This is a genomic window from Streptomyces sp. Q6, from assembly GCF_036967205.1.
Taxonomy (GTDB): Bacteria; Actinomycetota; Actinomycetes; order Streptomycetales; family Streptomycetaceae; genus Streptomyces; species Streptomyces citrinus.
This window is the reverse complement of record NZ_CP146022.1, coordinates 7,179,608-7,199,340: the sequence shown is the minus strand read 5'-3', so window position 1 is coordinate 7,199,340 and position 19,733 is coordinate 7,179,608. Positions and strand designations below refer to the sequence as shown.

General features: G+C 67.5%; 13 protein-coding genes, 1 tRNA gene and 1 pseudogene. 9 read left to right on the top strand and 6 right to left on the bottom strand.

All coding sequences use genetic code 11. The features are described from left to right. Positions 1-135 precede the first annotated feature (135 nt). The 8 genes from V2W30_RS33315 to V2W30_RS33280 all read left to right on the top strand — a co-directional run bounded on the left by V2W30_RS33315 (position 136) and on the right by V2W30_RS33280 (position 15,148). Positions 136-2,319 (top strand): N-6 DNA methylase, encoded by a 2,184-nt coding sequence (locus V2W30_RS33315; RefSeq protein WP_338702294.1) that lies wholly within the window; start codon positions 136-138, stop codon positions 2,317-2,319. 184 nt (positions 2,320-2,503) lie between these two features. Further along, complete coding sequence (locus V2W30_RS33310) at positions 2,504-4,621, top strand: class I SAM-dependent DNA methyltransferase (protein WP_338702293.1); 2,118 nt, start codon at positions 2,504-2,506, stop codon at positions 4,619-4,621. Further along, entirely contained in the window at positions 4,618-5,907 is a 1,290-nt protein-coding gene (locus tag V2W30_RS33305; protein WP_338702292.1) for a restriction endonuclease subunit S, read from the top strand. The genes V2W30_RS33310 and V2W30_RS33305 overlap by 4 nt, the downstream gene beginning before the upstream one ends. After that, a complete protein-coding gene (locus tag V2W30_RS33300; protein ID WP_338702291.1) occupies positions 5,904-7,199 on the top strand; it encodes an AAA family ATPase in 1,296 nt (431 codons plus the stop codon). Before V2W30_RS33305 ends, V2W30_RS33300 begins: the two co-directional genes overlap by 4 nt. Continuing rightward, positions 7,192-7,806: a DUF4276 family protein gene (locus tag V2W30_RS33295; RefSeq protein WP_338702290.1), complete on the top strand. Its 615-nt coding sequence runs from the start codon at positions 7,192-7,194 to the stop codon at positions 7,804-7,806. Before V2W30_RS33300 ends, V2W30_RS33295 begins: the two co-directional genes overlap by 8 nt. A gap of 3 nt (positions 7,807-7,809) precedes the next feature. Continuing rightward, on the top strand, positions 7,810-11,019 hold the full coding sequence (locus V2W30_RS33290) for a type I restriction endonuclease subunit R (RefSeq protein WP_338702289.1): 3,210 nt from the start codon (positions 7,810-7,812) through the stop codon (positions 11,017-11,019). Between the two features lie 247 nt (positions 11,020-11,266). Next, positions 11,267-12,892 (top strand): protein kinase domain-containing protein, encoded by a 1,626-nt coding sequence (locus tag V2W30_RS33285; protein ID WP_425244629.1) that lies wholly within the window; start codon positions 11,267-11,269, stop codon positions 12,890-12,892. An 81-nt stretch (positions 12,893-12,973) separates the two neighbouring features. Then, positions 12,974-15,148, top strand: coding sequence for a UvrD-helicase domain-containing protein (locus V2W30_RS33280; RefSeq protein WP_338702288.1), 2,175 nt, complete (start codon positions 12,974-12,976; stop codon positions 15,146-15,148). Positions 15,149-15,207: 59 nt separating this feature from the next. On the opposite strand, the gene V2W30_RS33275 is transcribed toward V2W30_RS33280, so the two are convergent. The 5 genes and pseudogenes from V2W30_RS33275 to V2W30_RS33255 form a co-directional block, all read right to left on the bottom strand. Continuing rightward, positions 15,208-16,455 carry a hypothetical protein gene (locus V2W30_RS33275; RefSeq protein ID WP_338702287.1) on the bottom strand — a complete coding sequence of 416 codons (1,248 nt, stop codon included), beginning with the start codon at positions 16,453-16,455 and terminating at the stop codon, positions 15,208-15,210. 216 nt (positions 16,456-16,671) lie between these two features. Beyond that, complete coding sequence (locus V2W30_RS33270; RefSeq protein WP_338703857.1) at positions 16,672-17,277, bottom strand: UDP binding domain-containing protein; 606 nt, start codon at positions 17,275-17,277, stop codon at positions 16,672-16,674. Between the two features lie 6 nt (positions 17,278-17,283). Further along, on the bottom strand, positions 17,284-17,934 hold the full coding sequence (locus V2W30_RS33265; protein WP_338702285.1) for a nucleotide sugar dehydrogenase: 651 nt from the start codon (positions 17,932-17,934) through the stop codon (positions 17,284-17,286). 152 nt (positions 17,935-18,086) lie between these two features. Next, positions 18,087-18,374: pseudogene (locus tag V2W30_RS33260) on the bottom strand (NUDIX domain-containing protein); the annotation flags it as partial. A gap of 42 nt (positions 18,375-18,416) precedes the next feature. Beyond that, on the bottom strand, positions 18,417-18,698 hold the full coding sequence (locus V2W30_RS33255; RefSeq protein WP_338702283.1) for a hypothetical protein: 282 nt from the start codon (positions 18,696-18,698) through the stop codon (positions 18,417-18,419). Between the two features lie 398 nt (positions 18,699-19,096). Here V2W30_RS33255 and V2W30_RS33250 point away from each other — a divergent pair, with 398 nt between their 5' ends. Beyond that, on the top strand, positions 19,097-19,531 hold the full coding sequence (locus tag V2W30_RS33250) for a hypothetical protein (protein ID WP_338702281.1): 435 nt from the start codon (positions 19,097-19,099) through the stop codon (positions 19,529-19,531). Here V2W30_RS33250 and V2W30_RS33245 read toward each other — a convergent pair. Next, positions 19,496-19,580 (bottom strand) — tRNA-Leu (locus V2W30_RS33245). The two genes, V2W30_RS33250 and V2W30_RS33245, sit on opposite strands and share 36 nt — an antisense overlap. Positions 19,581-19,733: the final 153 nt, after the last annotated feature.

Sequence of the window (19,733 nt, the reverse complement as noted above, 5' to 3'; positions counted from 1 at the left end):
CGAGCGGCGAAAGCTCAACCAGAAGAGCACGACAGTGAAAGCACTGTCAATCCACTCGTTTAGGTCTGTCTGAGGTGTAAGCTGCTTTCAGCCCTCGTGGCCGTCCTGCCTCGTCCCGCCGCAAGGAAGACTTCGATGCCCACGTCATCCACCCTGGTCACCGCCGCCGAGATCTCACGGCTGGCGGGAGTCACCCGTGCCACGGTGAGCAACTGGCGCCGTCGCCACGAGGACTTCCCCGCGCCGACCGGCGGCTCGGACAGCAGTCCGTTGTACGAGGTGAAAGCGGTCCGCGAGTGGCTGGCCGGCCGTGGTTACACGGCGGAGACCGACCCGGCGGAGGAGCTGCGGAACCTGCTGCGCCAGGGTCCGTCGGGGGGTGCGACCGCCTCGCGGTTGATCCCGTTCGTGCTCGCGGCGGTGGAGGCAGGGGCGGAACAGCGCGCCACCTGGTCCGGCCTGCCGGACGCGGCTCTCGCCGAGCAGGCGTCCGCGGCCGTGAGCACGACCTTGGCCGCTGTCGAAGCACCTGAGCCGGACGCGGGCCCGGACGTATACGGCCCCGATGCCGCGGAACTGCTCCGAGCAGTCACCGCCTGCGTGGACTCCGAGCTCACGTCCGGCGGGACTGGCGCGTCCACTCTGGATGCTCTGGCCCAGCGCGAGCTGACCGACTCCAAGGCCACAGGTTCGTACGCCACTCCTGCCCCACTGCCCGAACTGATGGCTGCCCTGCTCGCAGCCGTCAGCGATGCGACGGCCCCCACCCGGGTCCTCGATCCCGCCTGCGGCAGCGGCTCCCTCCTGGCCGCTGCTGCCACCGCCGGAGCAACCGAGTTGTACGGCCAGGACATCGCACCCGTCCAGGCCCGGCGGGCCGCTGTCCAGCTGCGGATCGCCGCCGCTGGGGCGCACACCTCTGTCAGGGCCGGCGACTCCCTGCGTGCTGACGCGTATCCGGGGCTGACCGTCGACGGTGTCCTGTGCGCCCCGCCGTACGGTGACCGCGACTGGGGTCACGACGAGCTCGCCTACGACTCGCGATGGGCCTTCGGTGTCCCCAGCCGCATGGACTCCGAACTCGCCTGGGTTCAGCACGCGTTGGCCCACGTCCGGCCCGGCGGCGGCGCTGTCCTCCTGATGCCGCCCAGCCCAGCCTTCAGCGGGTCGGGACGGCGGGTGCGCGCCGAACTGGTGCGTACCGGCGCACTGCGCGCGGTGGTGGAGTTGCCCGGCGGGCTGACCACCTTCACCAGCGTGAGGCTTCAGCTCTGGGTACTTCAGCGTCCCTCGCCGCAGCCGCCGGAGGCGCAGTCCGTCCTGTTCGTCGACGCGCAGGCCGCAGTGATGCGGGCACCTGAGCCGACCGAGCCTCCAAAGGCAGTCCTCACTCATTGGGACGCCTACGCCAAGGCCCCGGACCGTTTCGAGGCGGTGCCAGGGGTCGCACGCGCGGTCCCGTTCGTCGACCTCCTCGACGAGCGCGTGGACCTAACGCCGTCCCGGCACGTGAACTCCGGCACGGTCGTCGTCCCTTCGGAAGCGGCGGCGACGGCCACCGGCCTGCGGAACCGACTGGCCGATGCCGCACAGAGGCTGACCGCTTCACTCACCGCCCTGGGCGAACCGGCCCCAGCCGGGGAAGAGGTACGCGCCTGGCGCACGGCGACCGTGGCCGACCTGTCCAGGGGCGGTGCGCTGGCCACGTACACGAGCGCGCCTTTCAAGCAGAGGACGAGCCGAGGGTTGGCGAGCACATCGACCGGGGCGCACGTCACCGCAGGCAGCGGCAAGACTGCCCATTTCACAAACCTGATGCTGAAGGCGCGAGACGTAGCCACCGGTGCCCGCGCTTCGGAGCCTGCCCCCGACGAGAACCTGGAGACAGCAGTACGCGTATCGGCCGGCGACATCCTCATCCCGCTCGTCGTGCAGGACCGTACGGGTTCCGGCCCCGTTCCCTTCCGGGTCGCGGACGAGGAGGACGAGGGCAACCTCCTCGGCCCGCACCTCCGTCTCTTCCGGCCTGACCCGGCCCGCCTCGATCCATGGTTCCTCGGCGGCTTCCTCTCCGCGGGCGGCAACGTCCGCGCCGCCGCCGTCGGCTCCACAACCCTCCGTATCGACGCGAACCAGCTACGCGTACCTCTGCTCCCGCTGGCCGAGCAACGCCGTTACGGCAAAGTCTTCCGGCACCTGTACGAGCTGCGGATCGCAGGTACCCGGGCCGCAGAACTCGCTTCCCAAGCAAGCGATTTCATGAGCGGAGCACTTGCTACCGGCGCACTGCTTCCACCGGAGGGGCCTGCATCCCCATAGGAGTGGGCCCCGGACCCCCGACGCGACCAGCACTATCCGGCCGGATAGTGCCTCCGCCGCCCCGCACTTCGACCACACTGACCACACCGACAACGTCAGTGACCCCGTTCATGACGTGGTCCACGACGACAGACATCAACAGCCGCCGCCCGGCACTCGCGGGTGACGCAGGGAAAGGACCCCGTTGAACAGCGCCATCCACACGGCCCTGGCCAATCACGCCTGGTCCGTCGCCGATCTCCTGCGCGGCGACTACAAGCAGTCGGACTACGGCAAGGTGATCCTGCCGTTCACCGTCCTGCGCCGCCTCGAATGCGTCCTGGAGCCGACCCGCGAGAAGGTCAACGAGACCGTAGAGCGCTTCAAGGGCCAGGACATCGACACCGGTCACTTCCTGCGCCGCGCCGCCGGCCACTCCTTTTACAACACCAGCACGTACACGCTGCGCGACATCGCGGGCGACGCGTCGAACGCGGGGCAGCTCCTGACGAAGTACGTCGGCGCCTTCTCCGACAACGCCCGCGAGGTCCTCGACAAGTACGAGTTCAACCAGCAGATCAAGAAGCTGGACGACGCGAACCTTCTCTACCAGGTCATCGGCAAGTTCACCGACCTCGACCTGCGCCCCGAGAAGGTTCCCAACCACAACATGGGCTACATCTTCGAGGAGCTGATCCGCCGCTTCGCGGAACAGTCCAACGAGACGGCCGGTGAGCACTTCACCCCGCGTGAGGTCATCAACCTCATGGTCAACCTGCTGATCGCCCCCGACGGCGACGCGCTGACCATGCCCGGTGTCGTCCGCACCGTGCTCGACCCGGCCTGCGGCACGGGCGGCATGCTGAGCGCGGTCGAGGAGCAGGTCCACGGGTTCAACGAGGACGCGACGGTCGAGGTCTACGGCCAGGAGCTCAACCCCGAGTCCTGGGCCATCTGCCGTTCCGACCTCATGATCAAGGGCCAGGACCCGGAGCACATCGCCTACGGCAACTCCTTCTCCGACGACGGCCACAAGCGCGAGAAGTTCGACTACATCCTCGCCAACCCGCCCTTCGGCGTGGAGTGGAAGAAGGTCAAGGACGAGGTCGAGTACGAACACAAGTCGATGGGCGACGCGGGCCGCTTCGGCGCGGGCCTCCCGCGCATCAACGACGGCTCGCTCCTCTTCCTCCAGCACATGCTGTCCAAGATGAAGCCGGTGGACGTAAACGGGGGCGGCGGCTCCCGCGTCGCCATCGTCTTCAACGGCTCCCCGCTGTTCACGGGCGCGGCCGGCTCGGGCGAGTCCGAGATCCGCCGCTGGATCCTGGAGAACGACTGGCTGGAGGCGATCGTCGCCCTCCCCGACCAGCTCTTCTACAACACGGGCATCTCGACGTACTTCTGGATCCTGACGAACCGGAAGTCGCCGGAACACAAGGGCAAGGTCGTGCTGTTGGACGCCCGCGACCAGTGGGTGAAGATGCGCAAGTCCCTGGGCGACAAGCGCAAGGAACTCGGCGACGGCGAGAACGGCAAGCCGAACCACATCGCCGACATCACGAAGCTGTACGGCGAGGCGATCACGGCAGCGGCCGACCCGTCCCACGCGATGCACGCGAAGGTCAAGGTCTTCGACAACACGGCCTTCGGCTACCAGCGCATCACGGTTGAACGCCCCTTGAAGCTCCGCTTCGAGCTGACGGACGAGACCCTGTCTGCTCTGCTCGTCTCGAAGCCGATGCAGAAGCAGGCCGAGGACGTGGCACTCAAGTCCCTCCCGGAGACGGCGAAGAAGGTCGCGGGCCGGCGCAAGCTCACCGACGACGAGGCCGCCGAACTCGCGAAGCTAGTGGACGCGGAACTCCAGCCGTTCAACGATGCGTTGAGTTCCCTCCTCGGCCAGACCTGGCCCACCTTCTCCGAAGCCCAGGTCGCTTTCACCACCGCAGCCGCCGAAGGCGGCCTGGCCCTCCCCAAGGGCGTCACCTTCAAGAAGGCGCTCCGCGACGCGATCGGGGTCCGCGACCCCGAGGGCGAAGTCCAGAAGCTGAAGGGCCATGCCAAGGAACCGGACCCCGACCTCCGCGACTACGAAAACGTCCCCCTGGACGACGACGTCGAGACCTACCTGACCCGTGAGGTCCACCCCCACGTCCCGGACGCCTGGATCGACCACACCAAAACGAAGATCGGCTACGAGATCCCGTTCACACGCCACTTCTACGTGTACGAACCGCCGAGGCCACTGGCGGAGATCGACGCGGAATTGAAGGCGCTGGAGTCGGAGATCCAGGCCCTGCTGGGCGAGGTGACCGAATGACCACCCTTTTTCCAACTGTGAAGTTGGGTCGCGTTGCACGCATTATCAGCGGAGTCGGATTTCCCCACGAATATCAAGGCAATGATTCTGGAGAAGTCCCGTTCATTAAAGTGTCCGACCTGAATACTCAGCGCCAAGGCTACCGATTGGTGGGAGCGCGGAACTGGGTAAGCCGCAGGGAAAGCGTCTCGCTTGGCGCACGTGTGGCACCTGCGGGCTCCACAGTTTTTCCGAAAGTCGGAGCCGCCCTGCTTAAGAATCCTCGCAGAATGCTTACGCAAGCATCGGCTATGGATAACAACTTGATGGCGGTCGTGCCCCAGGCTGGAGATCAGAGATTCTGGATGTACGCACTCTCCACCATTGATCTCGGAGAGCTTTCAGGGTCTGCACCTCTGCCGTTCGTTAGTGATGGCCAGGTGCGCGATCTAAAGATTCCCTTTCCGGCCCCCCTGGAACAGCGCCGCATCGCCGACTTCCTCGACGCCGAGACCGCCCGCATCGACAGCCTCCTGAATGCCGAAGCACGGGTCCTCGACCGCCTTTCTGAGCGGCGCAGTGCCGGTGTTTTCCATGCGGTCTCAGGAAGCGCAGTCCCTGAGCGCCGCGCCTCCACGCTCGCCTGGATGGAAAGCATTCCAGACACCTGGAAAGAAGTGAGTGTCGGGCTCGTTTCCCGCATGGGTAGTGGCCACACACCAAGCCGGTCGCACCCGGAGTGGTGGACAGGCTGCACGATCCCTTGGATCACAACCGGCGAAGTAAAGCAGGTCCGAGACGACCGCCTGGAAGACCTTCACGAAACCCGTGAAAAAATCAGCGAATTGGGTATCGCGAATTCCTCGGCCGAGCTACATCCGGTAGGAACTGTGTTCCTCTGCCGCACCGCGTCCGCAGGATATTCCGGAGTCATGGGGCTGGATATGGCCACGAGCCAGGACTTCGTGACCTGGACGTGCGGTCCGCTCCTGAACCCGTACTACCTCCTGTGGTGCCTTCGCGCCATGCGCTCCGATCTGCTGGGTCGGCTGGCTATGGGGTCCACCCATAAGACGATCTATGTTCCAGATCTCCAAATGCTGCGCATCCCACTGCCGCCTCTGGATGAGCAAATCGAGATCGTTGCCTCGATCCGCCACCAGAATGCCAAGATCGACAATCTCGCGGACAAGGTGAGCCGCCAGGTGGCACTGCTCAACGAACGCCGTCAGGCCCTCATCACCGCCGCCGTAACCGGCCAGTTCGACGTCTCCACCGCCTCCGGTCGAGGAGTTGACGGGTCATGAGCGACACCGCACCCGCCGCCCCGTTCGTCACCCGTGTCCGTATCGAGAACTTCAAGTCCATCGCCTCGTGCGACGTGTCGCTCGGTGCCTTCAACGTGCTGCTCGGACTGAACGCGGCCGGGAAGTCCAACTTCCTGGACGCTCTCCGTTTCGTACGGGACGCGCTCGCGTCTGGGCTCGGTCCGGCCGTGGACGCGCGTGGCGGGCTCCTGAATGTCTTGCGGCGGGACCCGGAACCGGCGGATCTATGCCGGATCACCGTAGGCGTCCGCCTGCCTGCCTCTGCTGTTCCAGGCAGGCAGGCGAGCGGAACGCTCGCGTACTTGGACGGAACCTACTCGTTCGACATCGGGTACGGGCCGGAGCCGTCCGGGCCGGAGGACGGGGTGCAGGAAGAACTGTTCGTCCACACCGAGGACTGCGAGCTCACCGCCCCGGACGGAAGCCGGGCCGCCCGCTTCTCGCGCACCGCAGAGTTCGTCAGGGACTCCGAGTTCCCGAGTTCACCCAACATGAACGGGGTCACGGGCTTGGTCGAGACGGACAGCCTGTACCTGCCCAGTGCCGGCACCCGTCCCGTGTACGCCGCCCTCCACCGCGGCCTCGCGGGCATGTTCTTCTACGATCCGGCCCTGGCCGCGCTTCGGGAGCCCAGGCCGCTCACCACCAACGCGCTCATGTCCGAGGACGGCGGCAACCTCGGTGCCACACTGAGCCAGCTGGACCCGGTCGTACGCAGGCGGATCGACGCCTACATGGCGGCCATCGTCCCCGGCCTCACCAGCGTGGAGCCGTCGCCGACCTCAGGTGCCGGTGATTACGTCGCCGCTCAGATGACCCTGGCGCCAGCCGCTGGACAGCCTTCCCGAACCTTTCGGGCCGAGTCCATGTCCGACGGAACCATCCGCGCGATCGGCCTGCTCGCCGCGCTCTTCCAGCCTCGCGCCCGCGACGGCAGGATCCGCCTCGTCGCCGTGGAAGAGCCCGAACTGGGTCTGCACCCGATGGCCGCCGGAGCCCTGTACGACGCGCTCACCGAGGCGAGCAACCACGTGCAGGTCCTGGGAACCAGCCAGAGCAGTCAGCTCTTCGACCGTAAGGAGGCCGACCTCGACGCGGTGAAGATGGTCGCGTCTCAGGACGGAGCGACGGTGATCGGTCCACTCGACGGCATCAGCCGCGGCATCATCACCGACGGGCTCTCCACGATCGAAGACCTGCTGCGGTCGGACCAGTTGGAGCCCGAACTCACCAGTGACGCCCAGGAGTCCGGTGGGGGTCGCGATGAGTGAACGGGTGACCATCGGTTCCGTCGTCGAAGGCGAGGGAGAACTGTCAGCCTTGCCCACGCTGCTCCGGCGTCTCGCATACGAGGCGGAGATCTGGGATGCCCATGTACGCAAGCCGCACCGTATCGGACGCGGTCACCTGGTCAAGGCCGGCGGTATCGAGTCCGCGGTCGATGAGGTCGCCCGCCGTGTTCCCGCCCAGGCACCGGGCGGGGTCCTGGTCGTGATCGACGCGGACGACGACTGCCCGGCCGGCCTGGGCCCTGAGCTTCTTCGGCGCGCGAAGGCGGCGAGGCCGGACCGGAGGGTCTCCGTGGTGCTCGCGAACCGTGAGTTCGAGGCGTGGTTCATCGCTGCCGCGCCTTCACTCGGCGGACACCGAGAGCTTGCCCACGATCTCGCCGTACCTGCCGACTGCGAGACCCGCCGGGACTGCAAGGGCTGGCTCACCCATCACCGTACCGACGGTCAGCCCTACAAACCGAACGCGGACCAGGCGGCGCTCGCCGAGGTCTTCGACATGGAGATGGCCCGCCGGAACTCGCCCTCCTTCGACAAGTTCTGCAGAGACGTGAACTACCTCATCACTGGCAAACGGGGAGACAAGTAAGCCATGGCCGCAGCGATCCACACCGAATCCGCCTTCGGCGACGCCATAGTCGCCTCGATGCTCGAACGCGGCTGGCGCGAGGCACAGCCCGAGGACTACAGCGCCGACATCGGGCTGGACACCAACGAGCTGTTCACGTTCATCGGCGCCACCCAGGCCGACGAGTGGCACCAGCTCGTCAACGTCTACGGCGGCGACGTCAACGAGGCCCAGGCCGGCTTCGCCCGCCGCCTCGACAAGGCGATCGCCGAGGAGGGGCTGCTCACCGTACTCCGCAAGGGCCTCAAGGACCGGGGCGTGAAGCTGTACGTCGCGTACTTCCGGCCGAACCTCGTCGCCGACGACTCGGTGCTCGACGGCTACCGGGCCAACCGTCTGACCGTCGTCCGCGAGCTGCGGTACGCCACCAAGCAGGCCGACTGGGACAACCGGCTCGACCTCACGCTCTTCCTCAACGGGATCCCCCTCGCCACCGCCGAGCTGAAGAACCCGCTCACCGGTCAGGGCGTCGAGCACGCCAAGGAGCAGTACCGCACCGACCGCGACCCCACCGAGCCGATCTTCCGGCACCGTTCCATCGCGAACTTCGCCGTCGACCCCGACCTGGTCTTCGTCGCCACCCAGCTCAAGGGCAAGAACACCCGCTTCCTGCCCTTCAACACCGGCTCGGACGGCCCCGGCCGCCCCGGTGGAGCTGGCAACCCCGCCCCCACCGCCTTCGGCCAGTACGCCACCTCCTACCTGTGGGAACAGGTCTGGGAGCGCGACAACTGGCTGGATCTGCTGCAGCGTTACGTCCACCAGAAGAAGGAGAAGACGCCCGGCGGCGGCCACACCCGCTCCACGATCTTCCCCCGGTACCACCAGTGGGACGTCGTCAAGAAGCTCACCGCACACGCGGCGAAGAACGGCACCGGGCACAACTACCTGATCATGGCCTCGGCCGGTTCCGGCAAGTCCAACACCATCGGCTGGCTCGCCCACCGGCTGTCCGACCTGCACGCCCCGATCGACCCGCGTGCCCTCAACACTGAGGCGCTGACCGGCGGTTACATCAAGCCGGGCAAACCGGTCTTCGACAAGACCATCGTGATCACCGACCGCCGCAACCTGGACTCCCAGCTCCGCGAGACAGTCGGCAGCTTCAGCCTCACCGACGGACTGGTCGTGAAGATCGACGAGAAGCACGGCGCGAAGAGCGAACAGCTCGCCCGTGCGCTCTCCCGCGACACCGGTAAGATCGTCACAGTCACCCTGCACTCCTTCCCGGCCCTCGTCGACTACCTCAAGCGCAACCCGACCGAGATCCAGGGCACCACCTTCGCGATCATCGTCGACGAGGCGCACTCCTCGCAGTCCGGCGACGCCGCTACCTCCGTACGCGAGGTCCTGCGGGATCTCGGCCTCGACTCGGACTCTGACGACGAGGGCGCCGGCACGGCCAAGGCCCGGCGCAGGAAGCCGGAAACCCTGGAGGAGGCGCTTACTCAGCGCGCCGAGGAGCGGGCCATGGCGCCCAACATCTCCTACTTCGCCTTCACCGCCACCCCCAAGGCCAAGACCCTCGAGCTCTTCGGGACGATCGACGACACCGGCGGCGAGGCCACGTACAAGCCCTTCCACACGTACTCGATGCGCCAGGCCATCGAGGAAGGGTTCATCCTCGACCCGCTGCGCAACTACGTCACGTACAACACGTACTGGAAGCTGGTGAACCAGAATCCGGACGAGAAGGAAGTCGACCCGAGCAAGGCGAACGCGCTGCTCGCGCGCTACGCGCTGACGCACGAGACGACTGTCTCCCAGCACGCGCAGGTGATCGTGGAGCACTTCGTGGCGCACACGCGCGGGCGGCTCGGCGGGCGCGCCAAGGCGATGGTGGTGACCTCGTCGCGGCAGTCCGCGGCCGATACCGCACGCGCGATCAAGAGCTACATCGCGGACCGCGAGTACGACACCAAGTACCCGGATCTCGGTGTCCTGGTCGCGTACTCCGGTTCCGTCACCCTGGACGGTGAGGAGCGCACCGAGTCGCAGGAGAACGGCGAGCTCGCGGAGAGCGCACTACCGAAGGCGTTCGAGTACACCAGGGCCGACGACAAGGCGGTGAAGGCGGGCGGCCGGGGCCAGCAGGAGTACAAGATCCTGGTCGTGGCCGAGAAGTACCAGACCGGCTTCGACCAGCCGCTGCTGACCACGATGTACGTGAACAAGAAGCTGTCCGGGATCTCCGCCGTCCAGACGCTGTCCCGGCTGAACCGGACCGCCGAGCGGAAGAGCCAGGCCGACCTGGCCGTGCTCGACTTCGTGAACGACGCCGACGACATCCAGGAGGCGTTCCGCCCGTACTTCGAGGAAGCGACCACGCTGCCCTCCGACCCGAACCTGCTCTACACCGCGCAGAGCAGGGTCATGGCCGCGCCGATCATCTCCGAGAGCGAGATGGACGAGTTCGCCGCCGCGTTCCTCGATGCGAAGGAGAAGGCGGCCGGCTCGCAGGCCAAGTGGGAGAAGCTGCACGCCGAGCTGTACCGGCTGCTCTCGCCTGCCGTCGCACGCTACGAGCAGCTGCGTGACAACGACGAGGTGGAGGAGGACGTCGAGACGGCCGAGGACTTCCGCGCCGACCTCAACGACTACGTCCGCAAGTACGGGTTCCTGGCGCAGATCGTGCCGTATCGGGACGGCGACTTGGAGCGGCTGCACCTGTACGGACGTTTCCTGCTCACGCGGTTGCGCGGCCGCAGTGACGGCGGCGTGGACATAGGGGCCGTCGACCTCAGCCACCTGCGAGTGGAGAAGACCGGTGAGCACGACAAGTCGCTGACCGCGGAGGGCGCGGCTACGCTGCCCGGCTTCGGGGAGGGCACGGGCGGTGCGAAGGAGCAGGAGACGTCGCTGCTCTCCGAGTTGATCGACAAGTTCAACGCGAAGTTCGGGACCGAGTTCACCGAGGCGGACCTCGCGCGTCCCTTCGAGGAGGCGAAGGCCGACCCGAAGGTGCGGGCCGCGGCCGTCGTCAACGACGAGGACAACTTCGGCAAGGTCTTCGACAAGGTCTTCGAGGAGAAGATGGGCGACCACATCGAGACGATCACCGGCATGGGCCGCAGGTACTTCGCTCCGGACCGCAGCTTCAAGTCGAACCTGGATCGCAGCGCACGGCGGGCCGCCTGGAAGATGATCCGCCAGGAGGCGGACATGGACGAGTAGGTCCGTACGGGTTCGGATGCGGGTGGGCCCGCCGTACACACGAGGGTGCTCTATGCGGGCCCACATGCTGCGTCAACGGATCCTCAGGCGAGGCCACATGGGTGCGCTACCGGCGCTGGTTCCCGTACGGTCCGCGCCTACGGGAACCGGACGCCCCCTTTCCCGGTCTCGCTGGACGGAAGATCACGGCAGCCGGGAGAATCATTCCGACCGTGACCGTACGCAGCGCAGCCACGACGGGGGCAAGGTGCCACAGGAACAGGGCCACGACGACCACCACGAGCAGCCGCCGATCGCCGGCCGGTACGAATTGCGCGAGCAGCTCGACGAGGGCGGCATGGGCACCGTGTGGCGTGGCTACGACGCGGTGCTCGACCGGCCGGTCGCCGTCAAGCTGATCCGGCAGCAGTCGGTGACGTCGGCGGAGCTGGCGGTGGAGTTCGCCAAGCGGTTCCGGCGGGAGGCCAGGATCACCGCGCGGATCCAGCACCCCGGGGTGCCGCAGGTGTACGACGCCGTGCTCGACGACAGTTACGAGCGGCTGTTCCTGGTGATGGAACTGGTCGACGGGGTGCCACTGAGCCGCTGGACGGGGCCGAACCGGCCGCTGCTGCCGATCGGCTGGGCGGTCGCGATGGCGGCCCAGGTCGCCACTGTTCTGTCGTATGCGCACGAGGTCCCGGTGATTCACCGGGACCTGAAGCCGGGGAACATCCTCATCGCCCGCGACGGGACCGTGAAGGTGCTCGACTTCGGCATCGCCGCCATTCTGCGCACCGACGTCACCAAGCTGACGGCGACCGGGACACCCATCGGTACGTACCAGTACATGGCGCCGGAGCAGGTGCGCAACGGACGCATCACACCGCAGACCGATCTGTACGCGCTCGGCTGCGTGCTGCACGAACTACTCAGCGGGCGCGTCGTGTTCACCGGTGACAGTGAGTTCTCGCTGATGTACCAGCAGGTCAGTGCCGCGCCCACTCCGCTGCGGGAGCTGCGGGCCGAGGTGCCCGCCGCGTTGGAAGAGTTGGTCCTGCACCTGCTGCGCAAGGCGCCCGAGGCACGGCCGGCCGACGTGCAGGAGGTGTACGAGCGGCTGCGGCCGTTCCTTCCGCAGCCCGGTGAGGACGGGCCCACCCCCACCGAACTCGGCGACTGGGCCGGAGCCCCCGACCCGACCGGGATCTTCCGCCGACCGTACGCGCCACGTGCCCGCGCCCGGACTCCCTCCGCACAGGCGACGCCCACGGCGTCCGTGCCAGCTGTCGTGCCCGCGCCGGTTCCGGATTCCGTACGCCAGGCGATCAAGGAGGCTCGGGATCATGCGAACCTGCTCCTGGAGGAGGAGCGGTTCGCACAGGCCGCCGAGGTGATCGGCGAGGTAGTGCAGCCGGCCGCGCAAGCGCTCGGTGCGGATAACAAGCGGGTACTCGACCTGCGCAGCTTCCGGGCCGCGATCTGGCTTCTGGGAGGCGACTACCGGGCCGCCCTGCCCGAGTTCGACCAACTCACCGACGCCTATGCCCGTACCGAAGGACCCACCGGAGAACAGGCCCGCGCCTGCCGCGCCCAGGCTGCCCGCTGCCGTGGCGAACTCGGTCAGGTCACCGAGGCGCTCGCCACCCTCAGCGACGTACTCGGCCTCGTCCGCACCATCGACGGTGACGCCAGCGAGGAAGCCCTCGACCTGCGCCGCGACATCGGCATGCTGCTCCTCGCACAGGGCCGGGCCCCGGATGCCCGCGCTGTCCTGGAGCCGCTCCACGCCGACCTGTGCGTGGTGTACGGGGAGGACGACGAGATGACCGCCGAGGTCGCCGAAGCGCTCTCGGTGATCCGGCGCCTCGAGGACGACGGTCCCGTCCCCTGACGGTCCGGGCCGCTCAGGCCCATGCCCATCGCGCGCCGCCGCCCGCGCGTCCCGCTCCCACCGACCGGAGAGTCCCCACCCATGCCACGGCTCGCCTTCGACATCGGCTTCTGCGCCCAGCTCGGCAAACTCCAGGGCACGGTCAGAGAAGGTGTTTTCAACGCCTGGGAGAAGTTCGAACGGCTCACCCTGGAGCAACTGTTCAAGGATCCCGGCCTGAAACTGGAATCGCTGAAAAGGGCCCGCGACCCGCACATCCGAACCATTCGCATCGACCAGGGAACCCGCGGGGTCGTCCTCGCGCCCGACAGCGGCGACATGTTCGTACTGCTGCGGGTCATGCCCCACGACAAGGCAATCGCCTGGGCGGTCAAGCAGAAGGCGACCATCAACACGGTCACCCGCGCCGTCGAGATCCGCGACATCGCCATGCTGGAGGAACTGACCCCCGCCTACGAGCACCTCGCCCGGGGCACCGAGCCCGAGCAGCGGCTCTTCGGCAAGGTCTCCGACGGAGATCTGGCCGCGCTCGGAATCGACGGCACCACCCTGCGCCAGGCACGGGCCCTCACCAGCGCCGAACAGCTGGAGGTTTTCGCCCCGTTCTTCCCGGCCGACCAGCGGGAGGTGCTCGAGTACCTGGCTGCCGGGTTCCCGGTGCAGCAGGTCTGGCAAGAGGTCGTCGCGGTCAACCTCGCGGCGGCCGAGGCAGCTGCGGGCGACCCGGCAACGGGCAGCGCGGGCACGGCCGACACCAGCGACTACGCCACCGCGATCCACCGCACCCCGACCCGCATCGCCGTCGTCGCCGACTCCGACGAGCTCCGCGACATTCTCGACAAGCCCTTCGCCGCCTGGCGGATCTTCCTCCACCCTTCCCAGCACAAGGTCGCCTACCGGGCCAGCTACTCCGGCTCCGCCCAGGTCACCGGCGGCCCAGGCACCGGCAAGACCGTCGTCGCCCTGCACCGCGTACGCCACCTGCTCCGCCACCTCCGTGACGGCGAGCGCATCCTCCTCACCACGTACACCAACGCCCTCGTCACCGCCCTCCGGGCCGGCCTCGCTGCCCTCGTGCACGATGAGGAACTGCGCAGCCGCGTGGACATCAGCACCGTCGACGCCTTCGCCGGACGTGTGGTCTCCACCTCCCGCCGTCCGCTGCGGGGCAGCGAGGAGGAGTCCCGCTGGCAGCAGGCCGCGCGGGCAACCGGGTTCACCGGCACGCCGCGGTTCCTCGCCCAGGAGTACAAGCACGTCATCCTCGCCCAGAACCTGCGGAGCCTCGAGGCGTACGAGGCCGCCGACCGGCCGGGACGCGGCAGCCGCCTGCCGGTCGCCGCCCGTGCGCTGGTGTGGCGCACCGTCCAGGAGTTCATCGACCGGCTCTCCGCCGACCGGCTGCGTACCTACCTGGGGACGTGCGCGGAAGCCGCCGATCTGCTCGCGGCAAGTGCGCCACCGTACCGGCACATCGTCGTGGACGAGGCCCAGGACCTGCACCCCGCCCAGTGGAGGCTGCTCCGCGCCGCCGCCCCCGAACGGCCCGACGACCTCTTCATCGCGGGCGACCCTCACCAGCGGATCTACGACTCCAAAGTGTCGCTGCGTGCTCTCGGCATCAAGGTCGCCGGCCGCTCCACCAAGATGCGCAAAAACTACCGCTCCACCCACGAGATCCTCAGCTGGTCCACGGCCCTCCTCGCCGGTCGCCCCTTCAGCCAGCTCGCTGACGACTCCCGGAACGAAACGCTGGTCGGCTACCGGTCGGCGCTCCACGGGACCGGCCCGGTACAGCACGCCGCGGCCACGGATTCGGCCGAACTTGACGCGCTCGCTGATCGCGTACGCCGGTGGACGGCAGCGGGTATCTCCCCCGGCGACATCGGGGTCACCACACGCTTCAACAGGGATGTGGAACGGGCTATTGCCCATCTGACGGCCGCCGGTGTCCCGGCTATGAAGTTGCGGGCCGACACCACGGGTGACGTGGACCGCGTACGCATCGGCACCATGCACTCCTTCAAAGGGCTGGAGTTCCGGTGCGTGGCGGTGATCGGCATCGACGCGGACGCCCTGCCCTTCGACAAAGCCGTCACGCCCGCCGAGGTGGACCGTCTCCAGCACGAGGCCGACCTCATGGCCGAACGATGCCTGCTCTTCGTCGCGTGCACCCGGGCGCGGGACGAGCTCTACCTCTCCTGGACGGGGCGCCCCAGCCGCTTCCTCGTCGAGGCTGGTTGCCTTACGTCGTAGTCGTCCCTTCCCACGGGCCGCCGTCACGGTCCGTGGAATCCCGTGTGCATCAGCCTTGTTCAGCAGAACCGCATGCCGACGGAGCGCTCGAATTCCTCCAGGCGAGGGAACAGGAGGTCCGACGCGTGTTCGTTGTCACCCGACAGCTCACCGCTCTCCCAGTGCCAGCGGAAGATCAAGGCCTTCGCCTTCTCCGCGAACTGGTTCGCGGGCCGCGTAGCTCCGCAGCGGCTGAGCACCAGCAGCTTCTTCTCTTCGGCTGCGGCAATACCGTTCAACCGCTGCACGTCCGACGTCGACAGCTCCCTTCCCTTGCCCTGCCAGACAATGTGGTAGGCGCCGGAGACGATCGGGGAATCGCCACCGTCCACAACAACGGAGACGCCTTCGATCCCGAAGGCCGACAGTTGCTCCGAAACGCGGTGAACGAGCTGGTCCGGTGGGATCGCGCCTGGCTCCGCGTGCCTGACAGGGAAATCGAGGGGAAGCTCCTCCTGGAACCGAGGGATGTCCCCCGGGGAGCTCGCATCCGGGCTGCGGTACGGGAGCCGACCGGGCGGGCTCCAGGGTGCGTAGCACTCCCAGTGGTCGATCTGCCGTGTCAGATGGTGGGCGAGCTGCGCCATCTCGGACGGAGAGACCTCCGACGGCACGCCGGTGAACATGCCGTCGTCCGTCTCCATGGGCCAGACAAGACGCGCCCACGAGTGCAGTTCGAGGTCGAAGGTGTCCACCCTCCATCCCGCTCTCTTGTCCAGGGACACGCGGAACGCGAACCGCTCGTACGTCGCGTCGAGATGGGCTCGCGCACCCGTTGTCACCATTTCGAGCTTCGGCCCGCCATCCTGATGGTGGACGAAGTAGCCGTGTGCGTCCGCGACGTTGTGAACTACCGCCCCCAGCTCGGCCAGCCGATCGGCCAGCTCGACGATCGGAGTCACTACGGGTTCGCTCCACCGCCAGGGGGAGGACGTACGCCGGCTGTGAAGGTGTGCGGAGGCGACGGCGTACAGGGAATCGACCAGAGTCTCGTCCGACATTCCGTTGAGCGGCCAGACGACCGGACGTATCGGCATGTCGGGCGAGCCGATCATCCAGACATGAGCCCCATCGATCTTCGTGATCGCCAGGATCGCGCTCTGTCCCCGCCCCAGGTCGACCTTGACGTACATGGGCGTGCTGTCAGGAACAGAGACCCTCGACACAATCTCGGGGTGCCGGTCTTCGAGGAGTTGGGCCAGCCCCTTGAACTTGAAGTACATACCGAACGAGGCGACGACATCGCCAGGCGGGAACTGCACGGACATCCCCCGGATGAGTCAGGAAGCGCGAGCCGCTTCGGGATCATCGTACGATCACTGCTCCTGGGTGGTGAGTTGAGGCTTCGGGAAGGTGCGAAGTCGCGCGCCGCACGCGAGTGTTGCAAGGTCAGGGCAGCGCACTCTGCAGGTTCTTGCGTGTCGTGCGGCCCGGGGCATGGTGGGGCGGGGGTTCACGAAGGTGCGGCCGGATCGGCATTCCGATCAGAGACGCTCGACGTTCGCGCTGCGAAGGCAACTTCGGTAATCGAGGACAAAGGGCGCGTACTGCTCAATGAGCTGGAGGTCGAATGCGGTGTGGTCGGTGACGAGGACCACGGCGTCCGATCCAGCCAGGTTGGCAGCCCTGAGTGGGACATGATCCACGTACGGGATGGAGTCGTCGACGTGAGGGTCGGCGACCTGGAGTCGGGCGCCCTCGGTGGCCAAGAGGCGCGCGATAGCGAGGGTCGGCGAGTCTCGCGTGTCAGCGGTGTCCGGCTTGTAGGCGAGGCCGAGGAGAAGGATCCGGGAGTTCTTGAGCGGGACACCGCGGAGAGCGAGTGACTCCGTGAGGCGGCGGACGACGTACGCGGGCATCGAGGCGTTGATGCCGGCGGCTGCTTCGACGAGGCGGAGGCGGCCGCCGGTCTGGTGGCGAATCTGCCAGGAGAGGTACGTGGGATCGACCGGGAGGCAGTGGCCGCCCACGCCGGGGCCGGGGGTGAAGCGCATGAAGCCGAAGGGCTTTGTCGCGGCGGCGTCGAGGGCGGTGTGGATGTCGGCGCCGAGGTGGCGGGTGTGGAGGGCGAGTTCGTTGACGAGGGCGATGTTGACCTAGCGGAAGGTGTTCTCGATGAGCTTGGCGAGTTCGGCGTCTCGGAGGGTGGGGACTTCGACGACGGTGTCAACGAGGTCGCGATAGAAGGCGGTGAGGGCTTTCAGGGAGGGGGTGTCCAGGCCGGCGACGAGCTTGGGGTTGTTCTGGAGGGTCCAGGTGCGGTTGCAGGGGTCGATGCGTTCGGGGCTGTAGCCGAGGTGGAAGTCCGGGCCGGCCGCGAGGCCGGAGCCGGACTCCAGGAGGGGTTTCAGGACCTCTTCGGTGGTGCCGGGGTAGGTGGTGGATTCCAGGACCACCGCACAGCCGGGGCGTATGTACGGGGCGAGGGTGCGTGCCGCGGATCTGATGGCAGCGAGGTCCGGGGCGCCGTCGCGTAACGGGGCGGGGACGGCGATGACCGCGACGTCGAAGTCGGTCAGGTCGGAGGGATTCATGGTTGGGGTGTAGGTGCCGTTTGCCAAGGCGGCGGCGAGGTGGGTGTCGGGGACGTTGGGGCTCGGGGACGTTGCCGACTGGAGGCGGGCTACGTGGGCGGCGTCGGTTTCGTAGCCGATGACGTGGTGGCCGGCCTGTGCGGCGCGGATGGCCAGCGGGAGGCCGACGTAGCCCTGGCCGAGTATCGCGGTGCGGTGGTTGGGGGTGGGCATCGGGGTCACTCGGCCGGGGTGGGGAGGTCGGCGGCCTGGAGGCGTTCGTGGAGTTCGCCGAGGGCGGTCTGGTTGCTGTCGTAGCGGAGGGTGGTGTGGGCGGTCTTGTAGTCGAGCCACCGCACGGCGGTGTGTTCGTGGGAGAGGGTGATCTCGGCGTCGGTGAGGTCGGTGGCGAAGGCGTACTCGGGGATGACGTAGGTGCCGGTGGGCCAGGTGTCGCGGTCGGCGAAGAAGCGGGCGGGGATGCTGGCTGTGGTCTGGAGCGGGTAGAGGGGGGTCGGGTGGTGGAGGCCGAGTTCTTCGGTGGTTTCGCGGCGGGCGGCCTGGGGTGGGGTTTCGCCGTCTTCGCCGCCGCCGGCGACGGCCTGCCAGATGTCAGTGTCCTCGCGGCGTAGTACGGCGAATTCGAGGTGGTCGTCGGTGCGGCGGAAGAGGATGACGAGGACTTGGAAGGGGCTCGGGGCATGTCGGGTCCTTGGTCAGGGGGTGGAGGGTGCGGGGGCTTTGAGGAGGTGGTGGCGGTTCTCGCAGATCTTCTGGGTGGCGCGTACGACGTCGGTGAGTTCGGGCGGCGTGTCGAGGAGGATGCCGGATCCGGTGGCTTGGCCGAGGAGGACGAGGTTGGGGCAGGTGGCTCGAGCCTGGGTGGCCGAGGCGGTGCGGGAGCTGGAGAAGTCGCGACTGGCGGGGTCGGCGTAGAGCGGTTCGTCGGGGCAGGCGGTGAGGTCGCGGACGGAGACGGGGACGTCTCCCTCGGCCACCGCACCCAGATGGCCTGGAACGTCCTCGACCAGTGGATCTGGTCCGAGAAACCTGTCCCCCCTCATCACCGTGAAGACGTGGACGGAAGTCCAGACCCGGATCGGCGCGCGCCGAAGCGACCGGTCCGAACAGCGAAGCCCCAGGCCCACTCGCCGTCCGTACGCCCTGCGCACCTTGATCTGCTGCGACCTCTGCAACCGCAAGATGCAGGGCACCTTCAACAACGGCCGCGCCCACTACCGCTGCCAGTACACCCGCGAGTACGCCAAGAGCAGCGCCATCGACCACCCGCTGACCGCCTACGTACGCGAGGACGCCATCCTGCCGCACCTCGACGCCTGGCTGGCCACCGTCTTCGAGCCCGCCCGGCTCACCGATACCTTGCGTGCCCTGACCGATGCCCAGCAGAAAGCACTCGTCGCCGACCCTGACCGTATCGAAGCCAGGCGTACGCTCCAGGACTGCGACAAAAAAGATCAAGCAGTACCGGGCCGCCCTGGACTCCGGCGCCGACCCCACCCTGGTCACAGGCTGGATTACCGAAACCACAGCCCGCAAAGAAGCCGCCCAGCGGAAGCTCGCCAAGATCGCGGGCACCGCCGGGCGGACGTTCACGGAGGAAGAAATCACCAAGATCGTCCGAGAGCTGGGCCAGATCGGCGACCTCATCCACCGGACCCCCGTTCCGGGGAAGACGAAGCTGTACACCAATCTCGGCGTCACACTCCGCCACAACGCACGAACGCGGGCCATGACATTTCAGTCACGACCCGCGCTCCATATGTACGTATTTCAGTGTCCGAGGGGGGACTTGAACCCCCACGCCCGATAAAGGGCACTAGCACCTCAAGCTAGCGCGTCTGCCATTCCGCCACCCGGACTAGGTGTCTGTCGTTCGCGGGGTGTTCCCCGCGGCGACATGGACAACAATACCAAGGTTTCGGGGTGCCTTTCACCTGCGTATCCGGCAGCCGCGGGTGTCGCGCGGGAGGACACGGTGCGTGATCGGCCGTTCACATGAGGGGTGCACCGCA

Excerpts from the sequence above, each read along its gene's own strand:
- V2W30_RS33290 (WP_338702289.1), top strand. The coding sequence starts at position 7,810 with ATGGCCGCAGCGATCCACACCGAATCCGCCTTCGGCGACGCCATAGTC.
- V2W30_RS33315 (WP_338702294.1), top strand. The coding sequence starts at position 136 with ATGCCCACGTCATCCACCCTGGTCACCGCCGCCGAGATCTCACGGCTG.
- V2W30_RS33250 (WP_338702281.1), top strand. The coding sequence starts at position 19,097 with ATGCCCAGCAGAAAGCACTCGTCGCCGACCCTGACCGTATCGAAGCCA.
- V2W30_RS33300 (WP_338702291.1), top strand. The coding sequence starts at position 5,904 with ATGAGCGACACCGCACCCGCCGCCCCGTTCGTCACCCGTGTCCGTATC.
- V2W30_RS33305 (WP_338702292.1), top strand. The coding sequence starts at position 4,618 with ATGACCACCCTTTTTCCAACTGTGAAGTTGGGTCGCGTTGCACGCATT.
- V2W30_RS33295 (WP_338702290.1), top strand. The coding sequence starts at position 7,192 with ATGAGTGAACGGGTGACCATCGGTTCCGTCGTCGAAGGCGAGGGAGAA.
- V2W30_RS33265 (WP_338702285.1), bottom strand. The coding sequence starts at position 17,934 with ATGCCCACCCCCAACCACCGCACCGCGATACTCGGCCAGGGCTACGTC.
- V2W30_RS33275 (WP_338702287.1), bottom strand. The coding sequence starts at position 16,455 with ATGTCCGTGCAGTTCCCGCCTGGCGATGTCGTCGCCTCGTTCGGTATG.
- V2W30_RS33280 (WP_338702288.1), top strand. The coding sequence starts at position 12,974 with ATGCCACGGCTCGCCTTCGACATCGGCTTCTGCGCCCAGCTCGGCAAA.